The organism is Burkholderia sp. LK4 (assembly GCF_001043615.1).
Taxonomy (GTDB): Bacteria; Pseudomonadota; Gammaproteobacteria; order Burkholderiales; family Burkholderiaceae; genus Burkholderia; species Burkholderia cepacia.
The window spans coordinates 92,616-116,746 of the sequence record NZ_LDUL01000010.1 but is presented as its reverse complement, the minus strand read 5'-3'; the positions used below and the strand labels follow the sequence as shown (position 1 = coordinate 116,746).

Below are 24,131 nucleotides of genomic sequence, written 5' to 3'. Positions count from 1 at the left end.
CGTCCAGTTTGCGCAGGCGATTGCCGAGGCGCGCAGGCCTGCGCCGAAGCGGCGCACGCGAAGCCGGGCAAGCCGCGTTCCCGCGATTCAATGGAAGGTGCGCGATCGTTCCATCGGAGCCTTCAAGTTTGGTAGGCTTGGCGATTGCCGCCGCTTGCGCGGATCGCGCCGTCGGTGAGCGACACGGGGAAATTGCGCGTATCGTCGCCGGAAAGGCCGGGCGACAGCCGATTCGATACGCGTTTTCCCTCCGTTGCCGCGACCGTGTGCAAGCGAAGCGGGCAGACGACTGGTCGGGCATCATCCGGCCGGCCACGAAGCGGGCCGAACTCGCATCGTGAACACCAACGAACTGGAGCAACCGAAGTGATCCGACATATCGTCATGTGGAAGTTGAAAGAATCGGCCGAAGGCGCGACGCGCGCGCAGAACGCGCTGAAGCTGAAGGAAAAGCTCGAAGGCTGCCGCGACCTCGTGCCGGGCACGCTGCAGATCGACGTCGGCGTGGCAACGCCTGGCCTCGACGCGACCGCCGACATCGTGCTCGTGTCCGATTTCGCGGACAAGGCCGCGCTCGATGCCTACCAGGTGCACCCGGTTCACCAGGAAGTGAAGAAATTCGTCGTCGCGGTGGCCGAGTCGCGCGAATGCGTCGACTACATCGTCGACAGCGCACGATGAGCGACGCGGCAACCCCGACGGACGGCCCGTCGATCGAAAGCCCGTTCGTCGACCTGCTCGGCGTGCAGCTCGTGTCCGCGAAGGACGGGGCGAGCGAGCTCGTGCTGCCGCTCGAAGAGCGGCACATGAACACGTGGAGCATCGCGCACGGCGGCGTGACGATGACGCTCGCGGACATCGCACTCGCGATGGCCGCGCGCAGCCTGACCGACGACGGTGTCGGCGTCGTGACGGTCGAGATGAAGGTGAACTTCATGCAGCCGGGGCGCGGCGAGTTGCGCGCTTACGGGCGCGTGATGCATCGCTCGACGACGATGGCCTACTGCGAAGGCGAAGTGCGCGACAGCGACGGCAATTTCGTCGCGAAGGCGCTCGGCACGTTCAAGTACATGCGGCGGCTCGCGGTGGGCCGCGACATCAAACGGCAACGCTCGCGTACGGCGCCGGACGCCCAGCCCGGCCCGAGCGACGCGTAAGCGCCGGGACGCACGGCCCTGCCGCTTTGCCGGCAGGGCCGTTTTGTTTTGCACGTCGCAGGTGTGCCGTCGAACGCGTTCGCGGCAGGCCGAGAGAGGGTCGGGATTGCGCACCGCGCCCGCGCGACGAGGGCGTGGCATCATGTGACGCTTGTCCGTTCACGGCGTCGCACCGGCGCCGTCCTTATCGATGCCGCTGAATCCGAAGATCGCCCAGGTGCTCGACATGATCGAGCGCGCGAAACGTCCGTCCTACCATCACCAGACGCCGCAGCAGGCGCGCGCCGCGTACGAGAAGAGCGCGCCGATCCTCGACGTCGCACCGGCGCCGATGCATTCCGTCGAGGAGTGCGTCGTCCCGACGCGCGATGGCCGCACGATCGGCGCGCGGCTGTACCTGCCGGTCGCGCCGAGCCTCGCGGAGCCGTTGCCTGCGCTCGTGTACTACCACGGCGGCGGTTTCACGGTCGGCAGCGTCGATACGCACGACGCGTTGTGCCGGATGTTCGCGCACGACGCGCAGTGTGCGGTGCTGTCGGTCGGCTACCGGCTCGCGCCGGAGCATCGGTTCCCGACCGCGGTGAACGACGCCGACGACGCGTTGCAATGGCTGCATCGCGAGGCCGCCACGTTCGGCATCGATGCCGAACGGCTGGCCGTCGGCGGCGACAGCGCGGGCGGCACGCTCGCGACCGTCTGCGCGGTGCTCGCACGCGACGCGGGCATTCGCCTTGCGCTGCAGATGCTGATCTATCCGGGCGTGACGGGCTACCAGGACACCGGATCGCACGCACGGCTCGCGAACGGTTACTTGCTGACGCAGGACACGATCCAGTGGTTCTTCACGCAATACGTGCGCGATCGGGCGGACCGCGACGACTGGCGTTTCGCACCGCTCGACGGCACACGCGATGCGCCGTCGTTCGCGGGCGTCGCGCCGGCGTGGATCGCGACGGCCGAATACGATCCGTTGAGCGACGAGGGTGCCGCGTATGCGGAGAAGTTGCGTGCGGCAGGCAATGCGGTCACGCTGGTCTGCTATCCGGGGATGATCCACGAATTCTTCAAGATGGGCGGCTACATCCCCGAGGTGCGGGCCGCGCATGCCGACGCGGTCGCGGCACTGAAGGCCGCATTCGACGATGTTTGACGACGTTGGCGGCATTTGACGGCGCGCGCGCCGCGTGGAGGGCTGCGATGACGGACGGCGTGGTGGAAACGGGCGACTGGGCGGTGCTCGGCGGCGACGCCGCGCGGATCCGCGACGCGGTGTTCGTGCGCGAGCAGCAGATTCCGCCGGAATGGGAACTCGACGACGACGATCCGCTGTCGCTCCATGCGGTGGCGTACCGGGTCGATGCCGCGACCGGCGTGCGCCGCGCGGTCGCGACGGGGCGGCTGCTGCCGTCGGGCACGATCGGCCGCGTCGCGGTGCTGGCCGATGCACGCGGCCAGGGCGTCGGGTCGGCCGTACTGGACGCGCTGCTGGACGCGGCGCGGCGCCGCGGCGAAATCGTCGTGCGGCTCTATGCGCAGGATTCGGCCGTGTCGTTCTACTTGCGGCACGGCTTCACGGCGGTCGGCGAACCGTTCGTCGAAGCGGGCGTGCCGCACGTCGAGATGGCGCGCGCGCCGTAGCACGGCGCCCACCCGCGCGCTCAGCGCGGCGGGGTCGCGTCGAGGTCGAACGTGAACGCGCGCTCGAACGAACCCGGCCGCACGGTGCGGTGCGAACCGTCGTCGTCGCAGCGCTCCTTGATCTCGACCGTGAGCCGCACGCCTTCCTTCATCGTGACGCGCAGCGCGGTCGTGCCGCGTGTGCCGTATTCGGGCGTCTCGATGAACGCGGCCGACAGCGCACGCTCGCGCTCGATCGGAATGCCCGTGTGCGGCAGCGCGTCGTCGTCCGCGACATGCGGGTCGCGCATCAACGCGATCAGGTCGTCGAGTGACGGGGTCGGATTGTCGGTAAGCAGCGTGCCGAGTTCCGCGCGTTTGCGTACCACTTTCGGCCAGGGCGTATCGAGCCGCGCATTCGACAGCGCATGCACGCCGGGCGCGATCGCGACGGGGGCGGCGACACCGCTTTCGCCTTCGGGCGCACGATTGCAGAACCACGCGAGTTCGCGCCGCCTCCAGTCGCCGACGAGCAGGTTGAAGCCGTTGTAGACGGCCGCATGCTCGGCCAGCCGCCCGAGATAGTCGATCGGCGCAACGGACGGGCCGCCGAGGAAATCGGACACGAGCTTGCCGCGGGTCGGCGCGCCGGCGCGAATGTCGAACGGCGCGCGGTAGTTCGTCAGCGCGGCGAACCGGCCGTCGCGCGACACGCCGAGCCACGTGCCGCCCGCTTCGAGATCGCGGCCGGCCAGTACGCCCGGGACATCCTCCCACCACGAAAGCGGCGCGCTCGTCCGGCGAAAGAACTCGTCGCGGTTGGCGATGAGGGTAAAGACGGGACCGGCGGCGGCATCGGGCTGCCAGTCGAAGGCAATCAGACACATCGGGCGAATCTCTCGCAGGAAACATCGGGCGCCGGCTGCGACTCGCGAGCCGGCGCGCGAACGGGTTGTCAGTGCGTCACGCTTCCGTCGGCCATGCGTACGGCAGCGCGTCGAACGCGAGCGCCGGGCCGTCGGCCGAACCGACGTGTACCGTGCCGTTGTCGAGCGCGGCGAGCTTGATCTCGACGAGCGCGTCGATGCCGCCCGCGGGCGCGGCCGCCGCGTTGACGATCATCCCGCACGGCTGGCCGGGATCGTCGCTGTGGAACAGCTCGACGCCGGCATGCACGGTATCGGTTTCGCCGGCGACGTGCGCGAGCGCCGTGCGGCGCTTGATCGTGCCGCGGTACTGGCTGCGTGCGACGATTTCCTGGCCCGGGTAGCACCCTTTCCTGAAGTTAACGGCGCCGATCACGTCGAAGTTGACCATCTGCGGCACGAACTGTTCGACGGCAGGCTGCGTGATGCGCGGTTCGCCCGCGCGGATGTCGAGCCAGTCCCATACGGCCGGCGATACGACCGGCAGCGTACCGCCGAGCGCGGCGATGCGCGCATCGACTTCCGCACGCGGGCCGATCCACAGATAGCGCTTGCGGCCGGCCGCATCGGGCACGCGGATCAGCGTGCCGGCCGGGCCGTCGACCTTCACGTGCACGCCGTCCGGCAGCGCGTCGAAGATGCCCGACAGCGCGTCGCGCACGTCGCCCGCGAAGCCGGCCACCGCGAGCGTGTCGCTCGCGTCCGTCAGTTTCGCCTTCGCGCGCAGCACGAACATCGACAGCCGCTTCTGCACGGCGGGCTGCACGTCCTTCGACACCAGCAGGCGCACGCCGTGGCCGGCGCGCCACGCGAGGAACGACCCGAGGAGGCGCCCCTTCGGCGAGCAATAGCCGGACAGCCGCGCGCTCGCGGCGTCGAGATGCTCGATGTCGTTGGTGAGCTGGCTGTGCAGGAACGTCGCGGCGTCATCGCCGGCCACGTCGATCACGCCGAACTGCGGCAGCGGCATGCAGGCGCCCGGCGCGTCGAAATCGGCGGCGGACGGGCGGGGGAAAACGGGGAGCGAGGCAGATGCGGCCTGGGCAGCCGGTGAAGCGAACGGTGTGCTCATGGAATGAGGGAACAGTCAACCCTGACTTTGACGAAGGCGAGCAAGTATTATATGGGTCTTACCTGAGTCACGTTTCCATGTCCCTACTGAAGAAATGCGCCGCGACGATCGTGGCGCTGGCCGTCGTTGTGGCCGCTGCCGGCGCGGGCGGCGGGTATTACTGGGCGACCCGGCCACTGCTGCTGGGTTCCGCATCGCTCGACGTCACGATCAAGCCGCGCAGCAGCGTGAAGAGCGTCGCGCTGCAGCTCAGGCGCGGCGGCGTGCCGGTCGAGCCGCTCGGCTTCGTCGCGATGACGCGCGTGCTCGGGCTGTCGAGCCGGCTCAAGTCCGGCAACTACGAATTCAAGACCGGCATCACGCCGTACGAGGTACTCCAGAAGATCGCGCGCGGCGACGTGAACGAGTACGTCGCGACGGTCATCGAGGGCTGGACGTTCAAGCGGATGCGCGCGGAACTCGATGCGAACCCCGATCTTGCCCACTCGACGGCCGGCATGAGCGACGCCGAGCTGCTGCGCGCGATCGGCGCGCCGGACAACGCGGTGCAACGCGGCAGCGGCGAGGGGCTGTTCTTCCCCGATACCTACCTGTTCGACAAGGGCACGAGCGACCTGAACATCTATCGGCGCGCCTACCATCTGATGCAGACGCGTCTCGACGAGGCCTGGGCCGCGCGCGTGCCGGGCCTGCCGTACAAGACGCCTTACGAAGCGCTGACGATCGCGTCGATCGTCGAGAAGGAAACGGGCCATGCGGCCGATCGTGCGTTCGTCGCGGCCGTGTTCGCGAACCGGCTGCGCATCGGCATGCCGCTGCAGACCGATCCGTCGGTGATCTACGGGCTCGGCGACGCGTACGACGGCCGCCTGCGCAAGCGCGACCTGCAGGCCGACACTCCTTACAATACCTACACCCGACGCGGGCTGCCGCCGACGCCGATCGCGTTGCCGGGCGTCGCCGCGTTGCAGGCGGCGATCAATCCGGCCCAGACGAGCGCGCTCTATTTCGTCGCGAAGGGCGATGGCACGAGCGTGTTCTCGGACACGCTCGGCGACCACAACAAGGCCGTGGACAAGTACATACGAGGTCAATAATGGCGAGCGGTAAATTCATCACGTTCGAAGGCATCGACGGGGCGGGGAAGACCACCCACCTGCAATGGTTCTGCGAACGCCTCCAGGGCAAGCTGGCCTCGGCCGGCCGGCAGGTCGTCGTCACCCGCGAGCCGGGCGGCACGCAGCTCGGCGAGAAACTGCGGGAGATCCTGCTGAACCAGCCGATGGATCTCGAGACGGAAGCGCTGCTGATGTTCGCCGCGCGTCGCGAGCATCTCGCGCTCGTGATCGAGCCGGCGCTCGCGCGCGGCGACTGGGTCGTGTCCGATCGCTTCACCGATGCGACGTTCGCGTACCAGGGCGGCGGCCGCGGGCTGCCGCGCGACAAGCTCGAGACGCTCGAGCGCTGGGTGCAGGGCGGCTTCCAGCCCGACCTGACGGTGCTGTTCGACGTCGCGCCGCAAGTCGCGAGCGAGCGGCGCGGCGCCGCGCGCATGCCCGACAAGTTCGAAAGCGAATCCGACGCGTTCTTCGCGCGCACGCGCGGCGAATACCTGCGGCGTGCGGAAGAGGCGCCGCACCGCTTCGCGATCGTCGACGCGACGCAGACGATTCCCGAGATTCGCCAGCAGCTCGAGCGCGTGCTCGCCGCACTGTAATTCGCAAGGAACGCACCACATGATCTATCCGTGGCAGACCGACGACTGGAACCGCCTGCAGCAACTGCGTGCGCAATGGCCGCACGCGCTGCTGCTGCATGGCCAGGCCGGGATCGGCAAGCTGCAGTTCGCGCAGCATCTCGCGCAGGGCTTCCTGTGCGAATCGCCGCAGCCGAACGGCGAGCCGTGCGGCGCCTGCGCGGCCTGCACGTGGTTCTCGCAGGGCAACCATCCGGACTACCGGATCGTGCTGCCCGAGGCGCTGGCGGGCGAGGCGCCGGGCGCCGCGGACGACCCGAAAGCGGCCGACGCGGACGAAGGCGGCAAGAAGACCCGCGCGCCGAGCAAGGAAATCAAGATCGAGCAGGTGCGCGCGCTGCTCGACTTCTGCGGGGTCGGTTCGCATCGCGGCGGCGCGCGCGTCGTCGTGCTGTATCCGGCCGAGGCGCTCAACGTCGCCGCGTCGAACGCGCTGCTGAAAACGCTGGAGGAGCCGCCGTCCGGCGTCGTGTTCCTGCTCGTGTCGGCGCGTATCGACCGCCTGCTGCCGACCATCATCAGCCGCTGCCGGCAGTGGCCGATGACCGTACCGGCGCCCGACGCGGCCGCGGCCTGGCTCGCGGCGCAGGGCGTCGAGCATGCGGACGCGCTGCTCGCCGAGGCCGGCGGCGCGCCGCTCGCCGCGCTGGCGCTCGCGAGCGACGAGAACCGCCCGCTGCGCGACTACACGCTCGGGCAACTCGCGGCCGGTGCGGCATGCGACCCGTTCGCGTGCGGCGAGACGCTGCAGAAACTGCCGGTGCCGCTGGTGCTCGGCTGGCTGCAGCGCTGGCTGTACGACCTGCTCGCGCAGCGGATGGCGGGCGCGCCGCGCTACTTCCCGATGCATGCGGCGGCGCTCGCGCGGTGCGCGGAAGCGGTCGATGCGAACGCGTTCGCGCGGTTCATGAAGGCCGTGACGCGGCAGCGGACGGTCGAGAACCATCCGCTCAACGCGCGGCTCGTATTCGAGGAATTGTTTCTCGGGTACCGGGAAATCTTCGCGTGATCCGGCATTGTTTCCCGTGGGTTGTGAAACGATGACCGGCTCACGCCGCGACGCGACCGTGGCCGGCCGGCCCGCGAACGCCGCCTGTTGCCGCATGCCGGCGCGTGCATGAGCGCGCGCCTTACGAATTCAGGAAACACGATGTTCGTCGACTCTCACTGCCACATCAATTTCAAGGGCCTGGCCGACCGCCTGCCGGCCGTGCTCGAGAACATGCGCGAGCACGACGTCACGCACGCACTGTGCGTGTCGGTCGATCTCGAGACGCTGCCCGACGTGCTCGCAATCGCCGAAGCGCACGACAACGTGTACGCATCGGTCGGCGTGCATCCCGATCACGAGGACATGCGCGAGCCGACGCTCGCGGAGCTCGTCGAGCTGGCCGCGCACCCGAAGGTCGTCGCGATCGGCGAAACGGGCCTCGACTACTACCGCCTCGAAGGCCGCTCGATCGCCGACATGGAATGGCAGCGCGAACGCTTTCGCACGCACATCCGCGCGGCGACCGCGACGATGAAGCCGCTGATCATCCACACGCGTTCGTCGTCGGAAGACACGCTGCGGATCATGGCCGAGGAGCGCGCGGACGTGCCGGGCGGCGTGATGCACTGCTTCACCGAGCCGTGGCCGGTGGCCGAGCAGGCGCTCGCGCAGAACTTCCATATCTCGCTGTCGGGCATCGTCACGTTCAAGAACGCGACCGATGTGCAGGACGTCGCGCGGCGCGTGCCGCTCGACCGGCTGCTGATCGAGACCGACTCGCCGTACCTCGCGCCGGTGCCGTATCGCGGCAAGCCGAATGAACCTGCGTACGTCAGCCATGTCGGACGCTTTATCGCGTCCGAGCGCGGGATCGCCGTCGAGGCGCTCGCCGATGCGACGACGCAGAACTTTTTCCGGCTGTTCAAGATCGCCCGCTAACGACGTGCGCGCAGCCGACAACCCAGGGAAGGAGCCCACAACAATGACGAAGCCGACCAACCATCTGCCGAAACGTGCACTCGTTGCCGCCGCGCTCGTCGCGAGCGGCCTGTTCGCGGCAGCCGGCGCGCATGCCGAATCGCTCGATGCGATCGTCAAGGCCGTCAAGTTCGACGACATCGCCGACATCGGCAAGCAGCTCAAGAGCGGCAAGCTCGACCCGAACACGATCGCGCCGAATGGCGACCCGCTGATCGTGATCGCCGCGCGCGAGAAGTCCGACAAGGTCGCGGCGGCGCTCGCCGCGACGCCGAACGTCGACCTCGAGAAGGAAGACAAGGCCGGCGAAACCGCGCTGATGCTCGCGTCGCTGAACGGCGACCTCGGCCTGGCGAAGCTGCTGGTCGACAAGGGCGCGGAAGTCAGCAAGAAGGGCTGGGCGCCGCTGCACTACGCGGCCACCAACGGCCAGGACGCGGTCGTGAAGCTGCTGCTCGACCACGACGCGTATATCGATACCGCGTCGCCGAACGGCACGACGCCGCTGATGATGGCCGCACGCGGCAACCATGCGTCGACGGTGACGCTGCTGCTCGACCAGGGCGCCGATCCGCAGGTGAAGAACCAGCTCGGCATCACCGCGCTCGAATTCGCGAAGCACTACAACGCACCGGACGCGATCGAGATCCTGAGCAAGCGGACGACGCGCATCGGCGCATCGACGCCGGCAGGTGCGCAAAAGAGTGCAAAATGACGGTTTTCGGTGCGGCAGACGGTGCCCGCCCGGCCGGATTCCGGCCGGAGCAGGGCGTTCCGGTGCCGCGCCGGCCAAGGCAGCAGGCGGTCTCGGGCCGCATTGACATAAGGAACACCATGTTGCGCGCAATGTTTTGTGCCGCGGCGTTTGCCGTGCCGTTGTCGGCGGCGGCTTTCACGGGCGCTGATCTCGACCGGCTGTGCGCGAAGACGGACGTCAAGTCGCGGGCGTCGTGCGCGGCCTACATCGAAGGCGCCGCCGACGGCGTCTACAACACCATCGATGCGATCGGCGGCACGACGGGGCCGCGGGTCGGCCAGTATTTCTGCCTGCCGCCCGACATCCGGGCGCAGCAGATGACCGACGCGGTGCGCAAGTACATCGCGGAAAATCCGAAACTGGCCGACTACAACGCGAGCACCGCGGTGTCGCTCGGTCTCGGCAAGGCGTTTCCCTGCCGGAGCGGCAACTGACCTGACGCCGTGTCCGGGCCCGTGCGTGGCCCGGACGTCGCCGACGCATCCAGGACGAGGCGTGCGCGCCTCATTACCCACGGGCGCCGATGATTTCAATCGAGGAACTGCAGCGCATCACCGATGCGCCACTGCATTCGTGGCTCGGCACGCTGGCCGTGTCGGTCATCGTCATGCTGGTCGTCACGATCGTGCACCGCCTCGGCGCACGCATCGTCAAGCGCCTCGCGCAGCCGTATCCGCTGATGAGCGCGATCCTGCGCTACATCGACAAGCCGTCGCTCGTCGTGCTGGCGCTGCTGGCGCTCGAGTTCGTGTGGCTCCAGGCGGACGACGGCATGTCGTTCGTGCGCGGCATGCGCACCGCGGCCGCGGTCGGCTCGATCGTGTCGCTCACGTGGCTGCTGGTGCGGCTCGCGGCCGGCGTCGGCGACGCGATCATCCAGGCTCATCCGATCGATACGGCCGACAACCTCCAGGCACGGCGCATCCATACGCAGGCCAAGGTGCTCGTGCGGACCGTGATGGTGCTGATCGTGATCATCGGCACCGGCGCCGCGCTGATGACGTTCCCGAACGTGCGCCAGGTGGGCGCGAGCCTGCTGGCGTCGGCCGGCGTCGCGGGCCTGGTCGCCGGTATCGCCGCGCGGCCGGTGCTCGGCAACCTGATCGCCGGGCTGCAGATCGCGCTCACGCAGCCGATCCGGCTCGACGACGTGGTCGTGATCCAGGGCGAGTGGGGGCGCATCGAGGAAATCACCGGTTCGTTCGTGTCGGTGCGGCTGTGGGACCAGCGACGCCTCGTCGTGCCGCTGCAATGGATCATCGAGAACCCGTTCACGAACTGGACGCGCAGCAGCTCGGAGATCATCGGCACGGTTTACCTGTCGGTCGATTACCGTACGCCGCTCGCGCCGCTGCGCGAGGAGCTCGCGCGGCTCGTCCATGCGGCGCCGGAGTGGGACGGCCGCGTGCAGGTGCTGCAGGTGACCGACGCGACGGAGCGCACGATGCAGTTGCGCGCGCTCGTCAGCGCGGCCGACTCGTCGTCGTGCTGGGATCTGCGCTGCCGCGTGCGCGAAGGGTTGATCGCCTATCTGCAGGACCGTTATCCGCAATGCCTGCCGCGCAGCAGGATGGAACTGTATCCGCACGATTCCGCACCGGATGCGCCGAATCCCGAACGGCCGCACGCGCGCGCCCCTGCCGCCAGTACGGCGGCCAACACCGCGGCCGACCCGCAGGCCGTCGAAGGCCGCTGAACGCGGCCCGCCCGCCACCGTCATGACCGTGCTGAAAACCCTTGCCATTGCCAATTACCGCTCGCTGCGCGAGCTGATCGTGCCGCTCGCGGCGCTCAACGTCGTCACGGGTCCGAACGGCAGCGGCAAGTCGAGCGTGTACCGCGCGCTGCGGCTGCTCGCCGACACCGCGCAGGGGCGCGTGATCCCGTCCCTCGCGCGCGAAGGCGGGTTGCCGTCGACGCTGTGGGCCGGCCCCGAGCGTTTCTCGCGGGCGATGCTGGACGGCGACGCGCCGGTCACCGGCACGGTGCGCAAGGGGCCCGTGAGCCTGAAGCTCGGTTTCGCCTGCGACGATTTCGGTTATTCGATCGATCTCGGCATGCCGATTCCGAGCCACTCGCAGTTCTCGCTCGATCCGGTCGTCAAGCGCGAGTGCATCTGGGGCGGCGCGGTGCTGCGCCCGTCGACGCTGCTGGTCGACCGGCAGGGTGCGCAGATCCGCGCGCGCACCGCGACCGGCGACTGGCAGACGATTCCGCAGCCGGTGGCGAGCTTCGACAGCATGATGACCGAGTTCGCCGATCCGACCGGTGCGCCGGAAATGATCGCGGTGCGCGAACGGATCCGCTCGTGGCGCTTCTACGACCATTTCCGCACCGATGCGCAGGCACCCGCGCGGCAATCGCACGTCGGCACCCATACGCCGGTGCTCGCGGACGACGGCGCCGACCTGGCCGCCGCGCTGCAGACGATTCGCGAAATCGGCGACGGCGCGGCACTCGACGCGGCGATCGACGACGCGTTTCCGGGCGCGTCGGTCGAGATCGACAACCCGGGCGGCCGTGGCCGCTTCGACGTGCTGATGCGCCAGCCGGGGCTGCTGCGGCCGCTCGCGGCGGCCGAGCTGTCGGACGGCACGCTGCGTTACCTGCTGCTCGCGGCGGCGCTGCTGACACCGCGGCCGCCGGCGCTGATGGTGCTGAACGAACCGGAAACCAGCCTGCATCCCGATCTGCTGCCGGCGCTCGGCCGCCTGATCGCGCAGGCGGCGCAGCATTCGCAGGTACTGGTCGTGTCGCACGCGGCGCGGCTCATCGCGACGCTCGAGCGCGAGGCCGGCTGCGAATCGCTGGTGCTCGACAAGCAGCTCGGCGCGACGGGGCTCGTCGACGCGGACACGCGCGACCTGCCGGCATGGAAGTGGCCGTCGCGCTGACGGGCGGCGCGGCGCGCGTTCGGGTGCGTTCGGGGGGCGATGGCCGTGTCGGGGGCCATATCGGCCCGGCAGGCGGAATGTATCCTGCCTGTAACAACACCCATAAAATGAAAGACGGGCGGTTCCGGGCAACCGGATCGCGAATAATGAGGAGATATCCGGCGGGCGCTGCATCGGGGCGAGCCGCGCGCAAAAGCGCAAGGGCCCGCCGGCCGTGCCGCAACGGACAGGACACAGGAGACGTGGACCATGAGAATTGCCCAGATCGCGCCGCTGACCGAATCGGTGCCGCCGAAGCTGTACGGCGGCACGGAGCGCGTCGTGTCCTACATCACCGAGGCGCTCGTCGAGCTCGGTCATGACGTGACGCTGTTCGCCAGCGGCGATTCGACGACACGGGCGAAGCTCGAGCCGGTCTGGCCGCGTGCACTGCGGCTCGACTCGTCGATCCGCGACCGGGTCGCGCCGCACATGCTGCTGATGGAGACGGTCGCGCGCCGCGCGAAGGACTTCGACGTGCTCCATTTCCACATGGATTACTACTCGTTCTCGGTCTTCAACCGGCAGGAAACGCCTTACGTGACGACGCTGCACGGCCGGCTCGACCTGCCCGAGCAGCAGCCGGTGTTCGACACGTTCAACACGGCGCCGGTGATCTCGATTTCGAACTCGCAGCGCCAGCCGCTGCCGCAGGCGAAATGGCTGACGACCGTCTACCACGGGCTGCCCGATACGCTGTACATGCCGCAGCCCGTCGAGCCGCGCTATCTCGCATTCCTCGGCCGCATCTCGCCGGAGAAGCGCGTCGACACGGCGATCCGCATCGCCCGTCAGTGCGGGTTGCCGATCAGGATCGCCGCGAAGGTCGATGCGGCCGACCAGGAATACTTCGAGCGCGAGATCAAGCCGCTCTTCGCGTTGCCGCACGTCGAATACATCGGCGAGATCGCCGATCACCAGAAGGCCGAGTTCCTGTCGGGCGCGCATGCGCTGCTGTTTCCGATCGACTGGCCGGAGCCGTTCGGCCTCGTGATGATCGAGGCGATGTCGTGCGGCACGCCGGTGATCGCGTTCAATCGCGGCGCGGTGCCCGAAGTGGTGGACGAGGGTGTGTCGGGTTTCATCGTCGAGGATGAAATCAGCGCGGTGGCCGCCGTGAACCGGCTGCACCTGCTGCCGCGCGCGCGCGTGCGGCAGCGCTTCGAGGCGCGCTTCACGTCGCGCCGCATGGCGCAGCAGTATGTCGACGTCTACCAGTCGGTGATCCGCGCGCAGAAACGCTCGCGCTTCAAGGTCATCGACTCGACGACCTGACGCGCGGCGCGCGCGGATAAAGCACGGATAAAAAAACGGCGATGCCCGCGAGGACATCGCCGTTCGTGCGTGGCCCGCGCGCGGTGCGCACGGGCGGCCCGCCAGCGTCAGATCTTCAGCTTCGAGACCTTCGTGCCGTTGATCGACACGTCGCCCATCAGGCCCGCGTTCGTCAGCACGACGACCTGGACCGGTGCGGTGGCCGTGGTCGTGTCGACCGCGCCGTTCGCGCCCATCTTCACGAGCGCGACCGACGCGCCGGCACCGGCGGCCCAGCCGTCCGAGCCGCGGAATTCGTCGAGCGCTTCCTGCGTCATGAACAGGAACACGATCGCCTTCGACTGCGCACCGGCCTGCAGGCCGACCGACAGCGACGACGTGTTGTAGTAGCCGACCGTGCTGCCGCCGACGCGCAGTGCGCCGTTGCCGGACTGGCCGCCGACGATGAAGCCGGCCTGGATCACGTCCGGGAAGACGAGCACGCCGCGCGACTTCGCGACGAGTTCGCGCGAACCCTTGACCGTGGAGTACATGCGCGACAGCGTGGCGTCGACGCTCGAGTCGATTGCCTGACGCTTCGACGCGTTGGTCGCGGCGTTGTCCGGCTTGTCCGGGGTGGTGGTGCAACCGGTGAGCGCGAGGCTACCGACGATGAGCGCAGCGGCGGCTTTCAGCACGAGATTCCGTTTTTGCATCGTTCTTCTCCATCGGATGACGTTCGGAGTGAGTCTCGCTCAGGGAGCGGATCACGTCGGCAGTTATATCACAGTGGATTACACCCCCTTTTCGTCCGCGCAACAAAAAGCGTCAAATCGGGCGAGGGTGTCGCGGCGTGCCAACGGACGATCCGGCGCCCGCGCGCCGGGGGCGGCGCGGCATGCAGGCGCCGCGGTCGATCGTGCGGTGGGTGGCGCCCGCGGCGCGCATCAGTGCGTGACGGGTGGAACGGGCGGCTTGATCGGCGGGCGGCGCAGCACGCGGCGGATCAGCGCGATCACGACGCCGCACGCGAACAGGAACGCGGCCGGCACGACCCAGTAGCCGACGAATGCATGCCACAGGTAGCCCGCGAGCGTACTGCGGCGCAGCACGTATTCGTCGCGGGCCGCCTGCTGGCGCGGCGCGTTGGCGGCGAGCACGTCGGCCGGGCAGCCGGCCGCGCGCGCCTCGTCAGGATCCCCGTGGCACTTCGCGGCGGCGCCGGCGGCCTGCTGCGCATCGGTGAGCTGCCAGGTGGTCAGCGCGAGCTGCAGGTCCGCCTTGTTGTAGGCCATTTCCTCGCGGATCTCGCGGACGGCGACGATCGCGACGGGCACGGCCCAGAACACGATCACGATCAGCCAGCGGCGGAACCAGCGGTGTTGTCTCCATGCCATCCATGCCTCCGTTTGACGCGCGTGCGCGTCCGTCTCGAGGGCGGCCCGATGGCGCTTCTTGTACTTGGAAGGGCCGCGTTGCAGCCATCATAGAAGAAATCGCGGCGAATTGCCGCACCATGTGGCGGCGCCGGCACGGCGGGCCGGGAAAGCGGGGCGGGAGAGGTCGGGGCCGGGCGCGTCGATGCGCGTGCAACGAAAACAAAAATGCCGCGCCCGCCGAAGCGGTGCGCGGCATTCGATACGGGAGCGCCGGAACTCAGGCTGCCGGCTGATTGCTCAGGCAGCTCTTCATGAACGCCTTGCGGTCGTCGCCCTTCTTGCCGGTGGCCTGCGTGTTGCATGCCTTCATCTTTTCCTGCTGCGTCATCGCCTTCGCGGGCTTCGCCGACAGGCAGTCCTTCATGAACGCCTTGCGTTCATCGCCCGTCTTGCCGGCTGCCTGGGTGTTGCAGGCCTTCATCTTGTCCTGCTGGCTGTTCGCCGCGAACGCGGGGGAAGCCAGCATGCCGCCGAGAAGCACTGCGGCTACGAGCGATTGGATTTTCATTTCGACACTCCCATGGGGTGAATTGCGTTTTATCGACGCCGTCACGACGCACCGCACGATGAGCATAGGGGCCGCATCGCGCGGGGCGATCCGATTATGGCAAATCAATGTGAAAACACCAAAACGGCACTTCCTATAACGTTGCAGATACCACGTCCGTTGACGGCGCACCCGGCCGGACGATCGGGGCAAACCATGATGTGCGGCGGCCGGCCCCGGCCGCCGTGCCGGAACCTGCCGGATACCGGCCGCAAGCCTTTACAATCGCGGCCATGAATACTCTGAATCCCGCATCCCCTTCGTCCGCGGCGGCCCTGCCGCGCATCGCCGTGCTCGCCACCGGCGGCACGATTGCCGGTGCCGCGCCCGACGCGGCCAGCACGGCCGGCTACCAGGCCGGCGCGCTCGGCGTCAATTTCCTGGTCGACGCGGTGCCGGCGCTCGCGTCCGTCGCGCGCATCGACGCCGAGCAAGTCGCCAGCATCGACAGCAAGGATCTCGCGCTGCCGCTGTGGAACACGCTCGCCGCGCGGATCGACGCACTGATGGCCGACCCGGCGGTCGACGGTATCGTGATCACCCACGGCACCGACACGCTCGAGGAAACCGCGTACGCGCTGCACCTGGTCGTCAGGGGCGACAAGCCGGTCGTGCTGACGGCCGCGATGCGGCCGGCGACCGCGCTGTCGTCCGACGGCCCGCTGAACCTGCTGAATGCGGTAACGGTGGCCGTGCATCCGTCCGCGCGCGGGCAGGGCGTGCTGGTCGCGTTCAACAACCGGATCCACGGCGCGCGCGACGTGGTGAAGACGAGCACCTATGCGGTCGACGCGTTCCAGTCGCCGGAACTCGGCGCGCTCGGCTGGGTGCAGGACGGCCGGGTCGAATTCGCACGCCGCGTCACGCGTTCGCGCGACGCGCAGCTGGCGATCGCCGCAGCATGGCCGCCCGTCGAAGTGGTCGCCAGCTACGCGGGTGTGACGCGCACGGCCGTCGACGCGCTCGTCGCGGCCGGCGTGCGCGGTCTCGTCGTCGCCGGCACCGGCAACGGCTCGATCCATGCGACGCTGCAGGCGGCGCTCGCCGATGCGGTGAACGCGGGCGTGGCGGTGGTGCGTGCGTCGCGCGTCGGGTCGGGGCACGTGATGCGCAACGGCGCCGCGAGCGACGATGCGCTCGGTTTCGTGAGCGCGGGGTCGCTGCACCCGTTCAAGGCGCGCGTGCTGCTGATGCTCGCGCTCGCGAACGGCATTCACGATCGCGACGCATTGCAACGCGCGTTCGATACGCTGTGATTCGATGACGGGATGACCGATACGCGCCGATTGCACGGCGCGCGTCGCCCATGAAAAAGGCAGGCCGAGCGGCCTGCCTTTTTTGCGTCAGTGCTGCACGAATGCTCAGGACTGCGGCGGAATCACGAGCTTCTGGCCCGGATAGATCCGGTCCGGGCTCGACAGCATCGGCTTGTTCGCCTCGAAGATCGCCGGGTACTTGTTCGCGTCGCCATACACTTCCTTGGCGATCGCCGACAGCGTGTCGCCCGGCTTCACGTCGTGGTACTGCACTTCGGGATCGTCCGGTTGCAGATCGTCGTCGTTGACGCCCGCGACGCCCTGCACGTTGCCGGCCGCGACCTTGACCTTCGCCTTCGTGTCGAGGTCGGCGACGCTGCCCGACAGCGTCACGGTGCGCGATGCGCCGTCGAACGCCACGGTCAGGTTCGACGTATCGAGACCCTGCGTGTTGATGTAGTTCTTGATGGCATCGGCCGCGGTCTGGTTTGCGGCATTCGGATCTTCCGCTGCTTGCGCGTCGGCATGACCCAGCAGTTTTTCACCCGCCTCTTTGATAAACGAAAGAAGACCCATCGTTGCACTCCTTGGGTGGTTGAAAAGAAAACGCGCCGTGAAGTGGCGAAAAAAACACCGCGCTGGGCGCGGTCACCGGAAGTGACCACAAGCGCGGCGGTTTTCTCGAAAGGCGTGGCGAAAGTGTAGGCGTTCAGCGCGACGATTGCATGAAAAATCGCACGCTCGAACGTAAAGAAATGTAATACGCGAAATCCGACAGGCGGACACCCGACGACGACGTCTGACCGACCAAGGCTTCCCCGGCGTCGCCGGGTGCCGCTGCGGACCCCACCACGCCGCTCTCAGCCCAGAGCGGCGTTTTTCGCCCCGTCCCGCATGCCGTCGGCAGTGCAGGGCGGGGCGCCCCACCGTGATGCGCGCGTGTCTCGCGCATCGATGCGACCGGCCGTGCCGGTCGCGTGTGTCATTCGCGTGTCCGTCATCGCGACGGACCGCGCGTTACTGCATCATCCGAACGAAGCCGCGCCAGGCGGCATGCGTTCAGCCCGCCGTCTTCTCGATCTCGAAGTTCGACATGATCTCGAGCGCACGCACGAGTGCCGAATGATCCCATGCCTTGCCGCCGTGCGATGCGCACACGCTGAACAGCTGCTGCGCGCTCGCCGTGTGCGGCAGGGCGAGGCCGAGCTTGCGTGCGCCGTCGAGCGCGAGGTTCAGGTCCTTCTGGTGCAGTTCGATGCGGAAGCCCGGATCGAACGTGCGCTTCGTCATCCGCGCGCCGTGCACTTCGAGGATGCGCGACGCGGCGAAGCCGCCCATCAGCGCCTGGCGCACGCGCTCCGGGTCCGCGCCCGAGCGTGCGGCGAACAACAGCGCTTCGCCGACGGCTTCGATGTTCAGCGCGACGATGATCTGGTTCGCGACCTTGCAGGTCTGGCCCGCGCCGTTGTCGCCGACGAGCGTGATGTTCTTGCCCATCTTCTCGAACAGCGGCTTCGCGCGCTCGAATGCCGCCTCCGGGCCGCCGACCATGATCGTCAGCGTCGCTTCGCGGGCGCCGACTTCGCCGCCGGACACCGGCGCGTCGAGGTAGTCGCAACCGAGCGCGTTGATCTGCTTCGCGAATTCCTGCGTGTCGAGCGGCGAGATCGAGCTCATGTCGATCACGAGCTTGCCGGCCGTCAGGCCCTTCGCGACGCCGTCGTCGGCGAACAGCACGTTACGCACGTCCGGCGTATCCGGCACCATCGAGATGATGATGTCCGCGTTCCGTGCGACTTCGGTCGAGTTCGCGACGACCTTCGCGCTCGTGCGCAGGTCGTCGGGAATCGGGAACGCGCCGTTCACGACGAGCTGGTGGTCACCCTTGAGCAGGTTGCGCGCCATGTGCGCGCCCATGATGCCGAGGCCGATGAAACCGATGGTTGCCATGTGAAAGTCTCCTATAGGGGCGTATGCGGAAAGGGCGGATCTCAGGCGGCGCGACGCGCCGAGCCCGGTGCGCAGCCGGCGACGCTTTGCAGCCAGCCGAGGCCTTCCGTCGTGGTGGTGCGGGGCTTGTATTCGCAGCCGACGTAGCCGGCATAGCCGAGCCGGTCGAGCAGCGCGAACAGGAATGCGTAGTTGATCTCGCCCGTGCCCGGCTCGTTGCGGCCCGGGTTGTCCGCGAGCTGGACGTGGCCGATCGACGCGAGGTTGCGTTCGATCGTCGCGGCCAGTTCGCCTTCCATGCGCTGCATGTGATAGATGTCGTACTGCAGGAACAGGTTGTCCGAGCCGACCGCGCGGATCACGTCGAGCCCTTCCGACGAGCGGTTCAGCGCGAAACCCGGGATGTCGAAGCTGTTGCACGGCTCGACGAGCAGGCGGATGCCTTCGCGCTTCAGCGCGTCGGCGGCAAAGCGCAGGTTGTCGACGATCGTGACGAAGGTCTTGTCGCGCGCCGTGCTCGCCGACGGAATCCCGACGAGGCAGTTCAGCTGCGGCACCTTCAGCGCCTTCGCGTACTCGATCGCGCGGCCGACACCTTCCTGGAACTCGCCGACGCGATCGGGCAGGCACGCGATGCCGCGCTCGCCCTGGTCCCAGTTGCCGGCGGGCAGGTTGTGCAGCACGAGGCGCAGGCGATGCGTCTCGAGCCGCTCGGCGAGTTCCTCTTTCGCGTACGGGTACGGGAACAGGAACTCGACGGCGTCGAAGCCCGCATCGGCGGCCGCCCTGAAGCGGTCGAGGAACGGCACTTCGTTGAACAGCATGGTCAGGTTTGCAGCAAACTTCGGCATGAGCTAAGCCTCTTCGGTCGGTCAGTCAAAAATGGCGTGCGGTTCAGTCGAGCATCGAGATCGCGGTCGGTGCGTGCTCGGCCTTTTCGGCGAGATCCTCGAATTCGTTGATCGCGTCGATTTCGGTACCCATCGAGATGTTCGTCACGCGCTCGAGGATCACTTCGACGACCACCGGCACGCTGAATTCTTCCGCGAGCGTTTGCGCCTGGCGCAGCGCCGGCTCGATCTCCTCCGGCTTGAACACGCGCAGCGCCTTGCAGCCGAGGCCCTCCGCGACGGCCACGTGGTCGACGCCATAGCCGTTCAGCTCCGGCGCATTCACGTTGTCGAACGCGAGCTGCACGCAGTAGTCCATGTCGAACGCACGCTGTGCCTGGCGGATCAGGCCGAGGTACGAGTTGTTCACGACGACGTGCACGTACGGCAGCTTGAATTGCGCGCCGGCTGCGAGTTCCTCGATCATGAACTGGAAGTCGTAGTCGCCGGACAGCGCGACGATCGGGCGGCTCGGGTCGGCGGCACGCACGCCGAGCGCGGCGGGGATCGTCCAGCCGAGCGGGCCCGCCTGGCCGCAGTTGATCCAGTTGCGTGCCTTGAACACGTGCAGGAACTGCGCGGCGGCGATCTGCGACAGGCCGATCGTGCTGACGTAGCAGGTATCGCGGCCGAACACCTTGTTCATCTCTTCGTACACGCGCTGCGGCTTGACCGGCACGTTGTCGAAGTGCGTCTTGCGCTGCAGCGTGCGCTTGCGTGCCTGGCAGTCGGCGACCCATGCGCTGCGGTCCTTCAGCTTGCCGGCGGCCTTCCATTCCTGCGCGACCGCGACGAACAGTTCGAGTGCGGCTTTCGCGTCCGACACGATGCCGAGATCCGGGCCGAACACGCGGCCGATCTGCGTCGGCTCGATGTCCACGTGCACGAACTTGCGGCCCTTCGTATAGACCTCGACGCTGCCCGTGTGACGGTTCGCCCAGCGGTTGCCGATGCCGAGCACGAAGTCGGACGCGAGCAGCGTCGCGTTGCCGTAGCGGTGCGACGTCTGCAGGCCGACCATGCCGGCCATCAGCGGGTGGTCGTCCGGAATCGCGCCCCACGACATCAGCGTCGGGATCACCGGCACGCCGACCGTTTCCGCGAACTGCACGAGCAGGTCTTCGGCCGCCGCGTTGAGCACGCCGCCGCCCGACACGATCAGCGGCTTGTCCGCGTCGTTGAGCATTGCGAGCGCCTTCTCGATCTGCGCGCGGGTGGCCGCGGGCTTGTAGACCGGCAGCGGTTCATAGGTGTCGATGTCGAACTCGATTTCGGCGAGCTGCACGTCGATCGGCAGGTCGACCAGCACCGGGCCCGGACGGCCCGAGCGCATCAGGTGGAATGCCTGCTGGAACACGCGCGGCACCAGCGCCGGTTCGCGCACGGTGACGGCCCACTTGGTGACGGGCTTTGCGATCGATTCGATGTCGACGGCCTGGAAGTCTTCCTTGTACAGGCGGGCGCGCGGTGCCTGGCCCGTGATCGCGAGGATCGGGATCGAGTCGGCGGAAGCGGAGTAGAGACCGGTGATCATGTCGGTGCCGGCCGGGCCCGACGTGCCGATGCACACGCCGATGTTGCCCGGGGCCGCACGCGTGAAGCCTTCGGCCATGTGCGACGCGCCTTCGACGTGGCGGGCCAGCACGTGGCTGATGCCGCCGGACTTGCGCATCGCCGAGTAGAACGGGTTGATCGCCGCACCCGGCACGCCGAACGCGGTCTGGATGCCTTCCTTCTCGAGCACGAGCACAGCTGCGTCGACGGCTCTCATCTTGGCCATGAATGTCTCCTTGAATGGGGTGGATCTTGCGAATGGGTCTGTTGGGGACACTTTAGGGATGCAGGAAAGGTTTGATAAGATCAGCCGAAGTCGCTTTTTTCGAAACTAAAAGTATGGAATGACGGCCGGGCGGGGCTTTCCGCCGGAGCCGGAACAGAGACGGAGACGGGAGATGGATCGCTTCAAGCAGATCGAGACGTTCGTGCGCGTGGCCGATGCCGGCAGCCTCGCGGCGGCGGCGCTCGAGGAGGGCGTGTCGCCGGTCGTGCTCGGGCGGCGCATCGACGCGCTCGAGAAGCGGCTCGGCGTGAAGCTGATGTACCGCTCGACGCGGCGGCTGGTGGTCAGCGAGGAGGGTGCGGCGTTCCTCGAGCGCTGCCGCGGGCTGCTGTCCGAATGGGACCAGGCCGAGAACGAACTGGCCGCCGGGCGGCGCGCGGTCAGCGGGCACCTGATCGTGTCGGCGCCGGCCGCGTTCGGGCGCAAGCACGTCGCGCCGCACGCGCCGGGCTTTCTGGCCGACAAGCCCGAGATGCAGCTGTCGTTCAACCTGACCGACCGCGTCGTCGATCTCGTGCGCGAGGGCTACGACCTGTCGATCCGGATCGGCGGTGCGGTCGATCCGAACTTCGTCGCGGTGAAGCTCGCGTCGAACCGGCGCGTCGTGTGCGGCACGCCCGAGTATTTCCGCCGGCACGGCCGGCCGAAGTCGCTCGACGACCTGCTGAGGCACAACTGCCTGGCGTTCAACCTGCAGGGCGGCCAGAACCGCGGCTGGTATTTCCAGCGCCACGGCAAGATCGCGACGATGCGCGTGGCCGGCAACCTCGACTGCAACGACGGTGAGCTGCTGCACCGCTGGGTGGCCGAAGGCCTCGGGCTCGGCTGGCGCTCGACGTGGGAAATTGCCGCGCAGCTCGAGACGGGCGAGCTCGAGACCGTGCTCGACGAATACGCGCTGCCCGATTACGACATCCTCGCGGTCTACCCGCAGCAGCGCTACGTGCCGGCGCGCGTGCGTTATTTCATCGACTACCTGCGCGCCGCGTATGCGCGCCCCGGTTACTGGAGCACCACGCCGTAACGGGAGGCGGGCGGCCCGGCGATTTTTTTACGCTTCATGCGCCCGGCGCGGGAATAAACTCGACGCAGCAACGGTATGGTCATCGAGCGCGCACGTTGCCGGTCTGTCCGGGCGCCGTGCGCGGAACGGGCGCGGTTTCGGCCGCCGGGACCAGGGAGGCCATGTGGGGCAAGCCGGACAGGCGGTCGAAGAACGGGTGGCAGACGACGCGGTCGCGCGCGGCGAGCGGTTTCGCGCGCTCGTGCTGCCGCATCTCGACGCCGCGTACAACCTCGCTCGATGGCTGAGCGGCAACGCCGGCGATGCGGACGACGTCGTCCAGGACGCGTGCATGCGCGCACTGCGCTTCGTCGATTCGTGTCGCGGCGACAACGCGCGGCCGTGGCTGCTGACGATCGTGCGCCACACCTGGTACACGGAGTGGCGCCGCCGCACGCATGCGCACGAGGTCGCGCTGCCCGACACGCTGGACGACACCGACGTGCCCGACGACTGGCAGCCCGCCACCGAGGACCCGCTCGCGCACCTGCTGCGCGGCGAGAACGTGCGGCTCGTGAACGCGGCGCTCGCGAAGCTGCCGCCCGAATACCGCGAGGTGCTGGTGCTGCGCGAGATGGAGGACCTGAGCTACCGCGAGATCGCGGCGATCGCCGACGTGCCGGTCGGCACGGTGATGTCGCGGCTCGCACGCGGCCGGCGCAAGCTCGCCGCGCTGCTGGGCGGCGCGCCGGCACCGGCGGCCGAAGGCAGGCCGGGCCGTACGCCGGCAGGCGGAACCGCATCGGAGGCTATCGATGGACTGTAACGAAGCGCGAGCGTTGCTGGACGCGGACGTCGACCGCGAGCTGTCGGCGCCCGACGCGTTGCGGGTCCAGCAGCATGTCGAAGGATGCGACGTGTGTCGCCAGGAACGCGAACGGGTCGTCACGCTGGTGCAGGCCGTGCGTCAGGCCGACTATCACCGTGCACCGGATGCGTTGCGGGCGAGCATTCTTGCGAGCCTGCCTGCCGCGGCCGATGCGCCTGCCCGCGAGCAGGCGCGGGCGGAGCCGCAATCCGGATCCCGATCGCAGCCGCAGCGGCGGCCGCGCGGGCGTAACGGGTTGTCCTGGCTGCGGGGGCTTGGCGGGGCGGCACGCCCGGCCACGGCCGGCACCGGGCCGCGCGTCGCGGCATTGCCCGGCCTCGGCTGGGGCGTCGCGCTGCTGGTGGCGCTTGCCGCGGCGGGCGGGATGGTGGTGTCCGCGCGCCACGCCGACACCGACCGCACGGTCGACGAACTCGTGTCGAGCCACGTGCGTGCCGACCTGTCGGCGCGCGACATCGACGTGATCTCGACCGACCGGCACACGGTCAAGCCGTGGTTCAACGGCCGGCTCGACTATGCGCCGCCGGTCGAGGATCTCGCGGCGAACGGCTTCGCGCTGGTCGGCGGCCGGCTCGACTACGTCGGGCGCCGCCGTGTCGCGGTGCTGGTCTACCGTTACCGGCAGCACGTGATCGACGTCTATGTGCGGCCGGCCGGGGAAGGGCCGGGGGCGCCGTACTCGACCGTGTCGCAGGGTTATGCGCTCGACCGCTGGGATGCGGCCGGGATGACGTGGTGGGCCGTGACCGACGCCGAGCCGTCGGCACTTGCGGCGTTCAGGACCGCGCTCGACGCGCGGCTGGCCGGCACGCGCAGCGAGTGACGTCGCGACGGCGGGCTGCGGGCCCGCCGCCCGCTTGCGCTCCGACCCTGAGC

General features: G+C 68.5%; 26 protein-coding genes. 17 read left to right on the top strand and 9 right to left on the bottom strand.

Going from position 1 to position 24,131, the window contains the following annotated elements; genetic code table 11:
• Nucleotides 1-366 precede the first annotated feature (366 nt).
• From VK92_RS06120 to VK92_RS06105, 4 genes are all read left to right on the top strand, one after another.
• Nucleotides 367-681, top strand: coding sequence for a Dabb family protein (locus tag VK92_RS06120; RefSeq protein ID WP_027787175.1), 315 nt, complete (start codon nucleotides 367-369; stop codon nucleotides 679-681).
• On the top strand, nucleotides 678-1,157 hold the full coding sequence (locus VK92_RS06115; RefSeq protein WP_011352338.1) for a PaaI family thioesterase: 480 nt from the start codon (nucleotides 678-680) through the stop codon (nucleotides 1,155-1,157). The genes VK92_RS06120 and VK92_RS06115 overlap by 4 nt, the downstream gene beginning before the upstream one ends.
• A 190-nt stretch (nucleotides 1,158-1,347) precedes the next feature.
• Entirely contained in the window at nucleotides 1,348-2,307 is a 960-nt protein-coding gene (locus VK92_RS06110; protein WP_021162652.1) for an alpha/beta hydrolase, read from the top strand.
• Nucleotides 2,308-2,354: 47 nt separating this feature from the next.
• Entirely contained in the window at nucleotides 2,355-2,795 is a 441-nt protein-coding gene (locus VK92_RS06105; RefSeq protein ID WP_021162651.1) for a GNAT family N-acetyltransferase, read from the top strand.
• 20 nt (nucleotides 2,796-2,815) lie between these two features.
• Here the strand turns inward: VK92_RS06105 and VK92_RS06100 are convergent, their stop codons facing one another.
• Both VK92_RS06100 and ygfZ read right to left on the bottom strand, forming a co-directional pair.
• Nucleotides 2,816-3,661, bottom strand: coding sequence for an NRDE family protein (locus VK92_RS06100; protein ID WP_048021023.1), 846 nt, complete (start codon nucleotides 3,659-3,661; stop codon nucleotides 2,816-2,818).
• 76 nt (nucleotides 3,662-3,737) lie between these two features.
• Nucleotides 3,738-4,772: a CAF17-like 4Fe-4S cluster assembly/insertion protein YgfZ gene (gene ygfZ / locus VK92_RS06095; RefSeq protein ID WP_042977209.1), complete on the bottom strand. Its 1,035-nt coding sequence runs from the start codon at nucleotides 4,770-4,772 to the stop codon at nucleotides 3,738-3,740.
• 77 nt (nucleotides 4,773-4,849) lie between these two features.
• Here ygfZ and mltG point away from each other — a divergent pair, with 77 nt between their 5' ends.
• The 9 genes from mltG (at nucleotide 4,850) to VK92_RS06050 (ending at nucleotide 13,462) form a co-directional block, all read left to right on the top strand.
• Entirely contained in the window at nucleotides 4,850-5,869 is a 1,020-nt protein-coding gene (gene mltG / locus VK92_RS06090; protein ID WP_021162648.1) for an endolytic transglycosylase MltG, read from the top strand.
• Nucleotides 5,869-6,489, top strand: a complete 621-nt coding sequence (tmk, locus tag VK92_RS06085; RefSeq protein WP_021162647.1) for a dTMP kinase — start codon at nucleotides 5,869-5,871, stop codon at nucleotides 6,487-6,489. Before mltG ends, tmk begins: the two co-directional genes overlap by 1 nt.
• 19 nt (nucleotides 6,490-6,508) lie before the next feature.
• The gene (locus VK92_RS06080; protein ID WP_021162646.1) at nucleotides 6,509-7,537 is read left to right on the top strand and encodes a DNA polymerase III subunit delta'; all 1,029 of its coding nucleotides are present in this window, start codon (nucleotides 6,509-6,511) and stop codon (nucleotides 7,535-7,537) included.
• A gap of 141 nt (nucleotides 7,538-7,678) precedes the next feature.
• A complete protein-coding gene (locus VK92_RS06075; protein WP_021162645.1) occupies nucleotides 7,679-8,458 on the top strand; it encodes a TatD family hydrolase in 780 nt (259 codons plus the stop codon).
• 43 nt (nucleotides 8,459-8,501) lie between these two features.
• Entirely contained in the window at nucleotides 8,502-9,212 is a 711-nt protein-coding gene (locus VK92_RS06070) for an ankyrin repeat domain-containing protein (protein ID WP_048021027.1), read from the top strand.
• A 119-nt stretch (nucleotides 9,213-9,331) separates the two neighbouring features.
• Nucleotides 9,332-9,688 (top strand): Rap1a/Tai family immunity protein, encoded by a 357-nt coding sequence (locus VK92_RS06065; protein WP_006485939.1) that lies wholly within the window; start codon nucleotides 9,332-9,334, stop codon nucleotides 9,686-9,688.
• Nucleotides 9,689-9,777: 89 nt separating this feature from the next.
• Complete coding sequence (locus tag VK92_RS06060) at nucleotides 9,778-10,950, top strand: mechanosensitive ion channel family protein (protein WP_048021030.1); 1,173 nt, start codon at nucleotides 9,778-9,780, stop codon at nucleotides 10,948-10,950.
• A gap of 22 nt (nucleotides 10,951-10,972) precedes the next feature.
• Nucleotides 10,973-12,148: an AAA family ATPase gene (locus VK92_RS06055; RefSeq protein WP_021162642.1), complete on the top strand. Its 1,176-nt coding sequence runs from the start codon at nucleotides 10,973-10,975 to the stop codon at nucleotides 12,146-12,148.
• Nucleotides 12,149-12,397: 249 nt separating this feature from the next.
• Nucleotides 12,398-13,462: a glycosyltransferase family 4 protein gene (locus tag VK92_RS06050; RefSeq protein ID WP_021162641.1), complete on the top strand. Its 1,065-nt coding sequence runs from the start codon at nucleotides 12,398-12,400 to the stop codon at nucleotides 13,460-13,462.
• A 107-nt stretch (nucleotides 13,463-13,569) separates the two neighbouring features.
• Here the strand turns inward: VK92_RS06050 and VK92_RS06045 are convergent, their stop codons facing one another.
• From VK92_RS06045 to VK92_RS06035, 3 genes are all read right to left on the bottom strand, one after another.
• Nucleotides 13,570-14,157, bottom strand: a complete 588-nt coding sequence (locus VK92_RS06045; protein WP_011352325.1) for a BPSL1445 family SYLF domain-containing lipoprotein — start codon at nucleotides 14,155-14,157, stop codon at nucleotides 13,570-13,572.
• Nucleotides 14,158-14,388: 231 nt separating this feature from the next.
• Complete coding sequence (locus VK92_RS06040) at nucleotides 14,389-14,838, bottom strand: membrane protein (RefSeq protein ID WP_048021032.1); 450 nt, start codon at nucleotides 14,836-14,838, stop codon at nucleotides 14,389-14,391.
• Between the two features lie 259 nt (nucleotides 14,839-15,097).
• Nucleotides 15,098-15,388 carry a PsiF family protein gene (locus tag VK92_RS06035; protein WP_011549641.1) on the bottom strand — a complete coding sequence of 97 codons (291 nt, stop codon included), beginning with the start codon at nucleotides 15,386-15,388 and terminating at the stop codon, nucleotides 15,098-15,100.
• A gap of 272 nt (nucleotides 15,389-15,660) precedes the next feature.
• Here VK92_RS06035 and VK92_RS06030 point away from each other — a divergent pair, with 272 nt between their 5' ends.
• On the top strand, nucleotides 15,661-16,683 hold the full coding sequence (locus VK92_RS06030) for an asparaginase (RefSeq protein ID WP_048021034.1): 1,023 nt from the start codon (nucleotides 15,661-15,663) through the stop codon (nucleotides 16,681-16,683).
• A gap of 105 nt (nucleotides 16,684-16,788) precedes the next feature.
• Here the strand turns inward: VK92_RS06030 and lysM are convergent, their stop codons facing one another.
• From lysM to gcl, 4 genes are all read right to left on the bottom strand, one after another.
• Nucleotides 16,789-17,259: a peptidoglycan-binding protein LysM gene (lysM, locus tag VK92_RS06025; protein ID WP_021162125.1), complete on the bottom strand. Its 471-nt coding sequence runs from the start codon at nucleotides 17,257-17,259 to the stop codon at nucleotides 16,789-16,791.
• A 483-nt stretch (nucleotides 17,260-17,742) separates the two neighbouring features.
• On the bottom strand, nucleotides 17,743-18,648 hold the full coding sequence (locus VK92_RS06020; RefSeq protein WP_330744519.1) for a 2-hydroxy-3-oxopropionate reductase: 906 nt from the start codon (nucleotides 18,646-18,648) through the stop codon (nucleotides 17,743-17,745).
• A 26-nt stretch (nucleotides 18,649-18,674) separates the two neighbouring features.
• Nucleotides 18,675-19,484: a hydroxypyruvate isomerase gene (hyi, locus tag VK92_RS06015; RefSeq protein ID WP_048021038.1), complete on the bottom strand. Its 810-nt coding sequence runs from the start codon at nucleotides 19,482-19,484 to the stop codon at nucleotides 18,675-18,677.
• 43 nt (nucleotides 19,485-19,527) lie between these two features.
• Complete coding sequence (gene gcl / locus VK92_RS06010) at nucleotides 19,528-21,303, bottom strand: glyoxylate carboligase (RefSeq protein ID WP_021162121.1); 1,776 nt, start codon at nucleotides 21,301-21,303, stop codon at nucleotides 19,528-19,530.
• Between the two features lie 172 nt (nucleotides 21,304-21,475).
• Here gcl and VK92_RS06005 point away from each other — a divergent pair, with 172 nt between their 5' ends.
• From VK92_RS06005 to VK92_RS05995, 3 genes are all read left to right on the top strand, one after another.
• Nucleotides 21,476-22,387, top strand: coding sequence for a substrate binding domain-containing protein (locus VK92_RS06005; protein ID WP_021162120.1), 912 nt, complete (start codon nucleotides 21,476-21,478; stop codon nucleotides 22,385-22,387).
• Between the two features lie 163 nt (nucleotides 22,388-22,550).
• Nucleotides 22,551-23,192 carry an RNA polymerase sigma factor gene (locus tag VK92_RS06000; RefSeq protein ID WP_048021041.1) on the top strand — a complete coding sequence of 214 codons (642 nt, stop codon included), beginning with the start codon at nucleotides 22,551-22,553 and terminating at the stop codon, nucleotides 23,190-23,192.
• The gene (locus VK92_RS05995; protein ID WP_048021043.1) at nucleotides 23,182-24,078 is read left to right on the top strand and encodes an anti-sigma factor family protein; all 897 of its coding nucleotides are present in this window, start codon (nucleotides 23,182-23,184) and stop codon (nucleotides 24,076-24,078) included. The genes VK92_RS06000 and VK92_RS05995 overlap by 11 nt, the downstream gene beginning before the upstream one ends.
• Nucleotides 24,079-24,131: the final 53 nt, after the last annotated feature.

Coding starts and splice junctions, on each gene's coding strand:
- VK92_RS06075 (WP_021162645.1), top strand. CDS start 7,679: ATGTTCGTCGACTCTCACTGCCACATCAATTTCAAGGGCCTGGCCGAC.
- VK92_RS06035 (WP_011549641.1), bottom strand. CDS start 15,388: ATGAAAATCCAATCGCTCGTAGCCGCAGTGCTTCTCGGCGGCATGCTG.
- VK92_RS06005 (WP_021162120.1), top strand. CDS start 21,476: ATGGATCGCTTCAAGCAGATCGAGACGTTCGTGCGCGTGGCCGATGCC.
- hyi (WP_048021038.1), bottom strand. CDS start 19,484: ATGCCGAAGTTTGCTGCAAACCTGACCATGCTGTTCAACGAAGTGCCG.
- VK92_RS06050 (WP_021162641.1), top strand. CDS start 12,398: ATGAGAATTGCCCAGATCGCGCCGCTGACCGAATCGGTGCCGCCGAAG.
- mltG (WP_021162648.1), top strand. CDS start 4,850: ATGTCCCTACTGAAGAAATGCGCCGCGACGATCGTGGCGCTGGCCGTC.
- VK92_RS06030 (WP_048021034.1), top strand. CDS start 15,661: ATGAATACTCTGAATCCCGCATCCCCTTCGTCCGCGGCGGCCCTGCCG.
- VK92_RS06105 (WP_021162651.1), top strand. CDS start 2,355: ATGACGGACGGCGTGGTGGAAACGGGCGACTGGGCGGTGCTCGGCGGC.
- lysM (WP_021162125.1), bottom strand. CDS start 17,259: ATGGGTCTTCTTTCGTTTATCAAAGAGGCGGGTGAAAAACTGCTGGGT.
- VK92_RS06070 (WP_048021027.1), top strand. CDS start 8,502: ATGACGAAGCCGACCAACCATCTGCCGAAACGTGCACTCGTTGCCGCC.
- VK92_RS06065 (WP_006485939.1), top strand. CDS start 9,332: ATGTTGCGCGCAATGTTTTGTGCCGCGGCGTTTGCCGTGCCGTTGTCG.
- VK92_RS06055 (WP_021162642.1), top strand. CDS start 10,973: ATGACCGTGCTGAAAACCCTTGCCATTGCCAATTACCGCTCGCTGCGC.
- VK92_RS06110 (WP_021162652.1), top strand. CDS start 1,348: ATGCCGCTGAATCCGAAGATCGCCCAGGTGCTCGACATGATCGAGCGC.
- VK92_RS06060 (WP_048021030.1), top strand. CDS start 9,778: ATGATTTCAATCGAGGAACTGCAGCGCATCACCGATGCGCCACTGCAT.
- VK92_RS06100 (WP_048021023.1), bottom strand. CDS start 3,661: ATGTGTCTGATTGCCTTCGACTGGCAGCCCGATGCCGCCGCCGGTCCC.
- tmk (WP_021162647.1), top strand. CDS start 5,869: ATGGCGAGCGGTAAATTCATCACGTTCGAAGGCATCGACGGGGCGGGG.
- VK92_RS06080 (WP_021162646.1), top strand. CDS start 6,509: ATGATCTATCCGTGGCAGACCGACGACTGGAACCGCCTGCAGCAACTG.
- gcl (WP_021162121.1), bottom strand. CDS start 21,303: ATGGCCAAGATGAGAGCCGTCGACGCAGCTGTGCTCGTGCTCGAGAAG.
- VK92_RS06115 (WP_011352338.1), top strand. CDS start 678: ATGAGCGACGCGGCAACCCCGACGGACGGCCCGTCGATCGAAAGCCCG.
- VK92_RS05995 (WP_048021043.1), top strand. CDS start 23,182: ATGGACTGTAACGAAGCGCGAGCGTTGCTGGACGCGGACGTCGACCGC.
- ygfZ (WP_042977209.1), bottom strand. CDS start 4,772: ATGAGCACACCGTTCGCTTCACCGGCTGCCCAGGCCGCATCTGCCTCG.
- VK92_RS06045 (WP_011352325.1), bottom strand. CDS start 14,157: ATGCAAAAACGGAATCTCGTGCTGAAAGCCGCCGCTGCGCTCATCGTC.
- VK92_RS06040 (WP_048021032.1), bottom strand. CDS start 14,838: ATGGCATGGAGACAACACCGCTGGTTCCGCCGCTGGCTGATCGTGATC.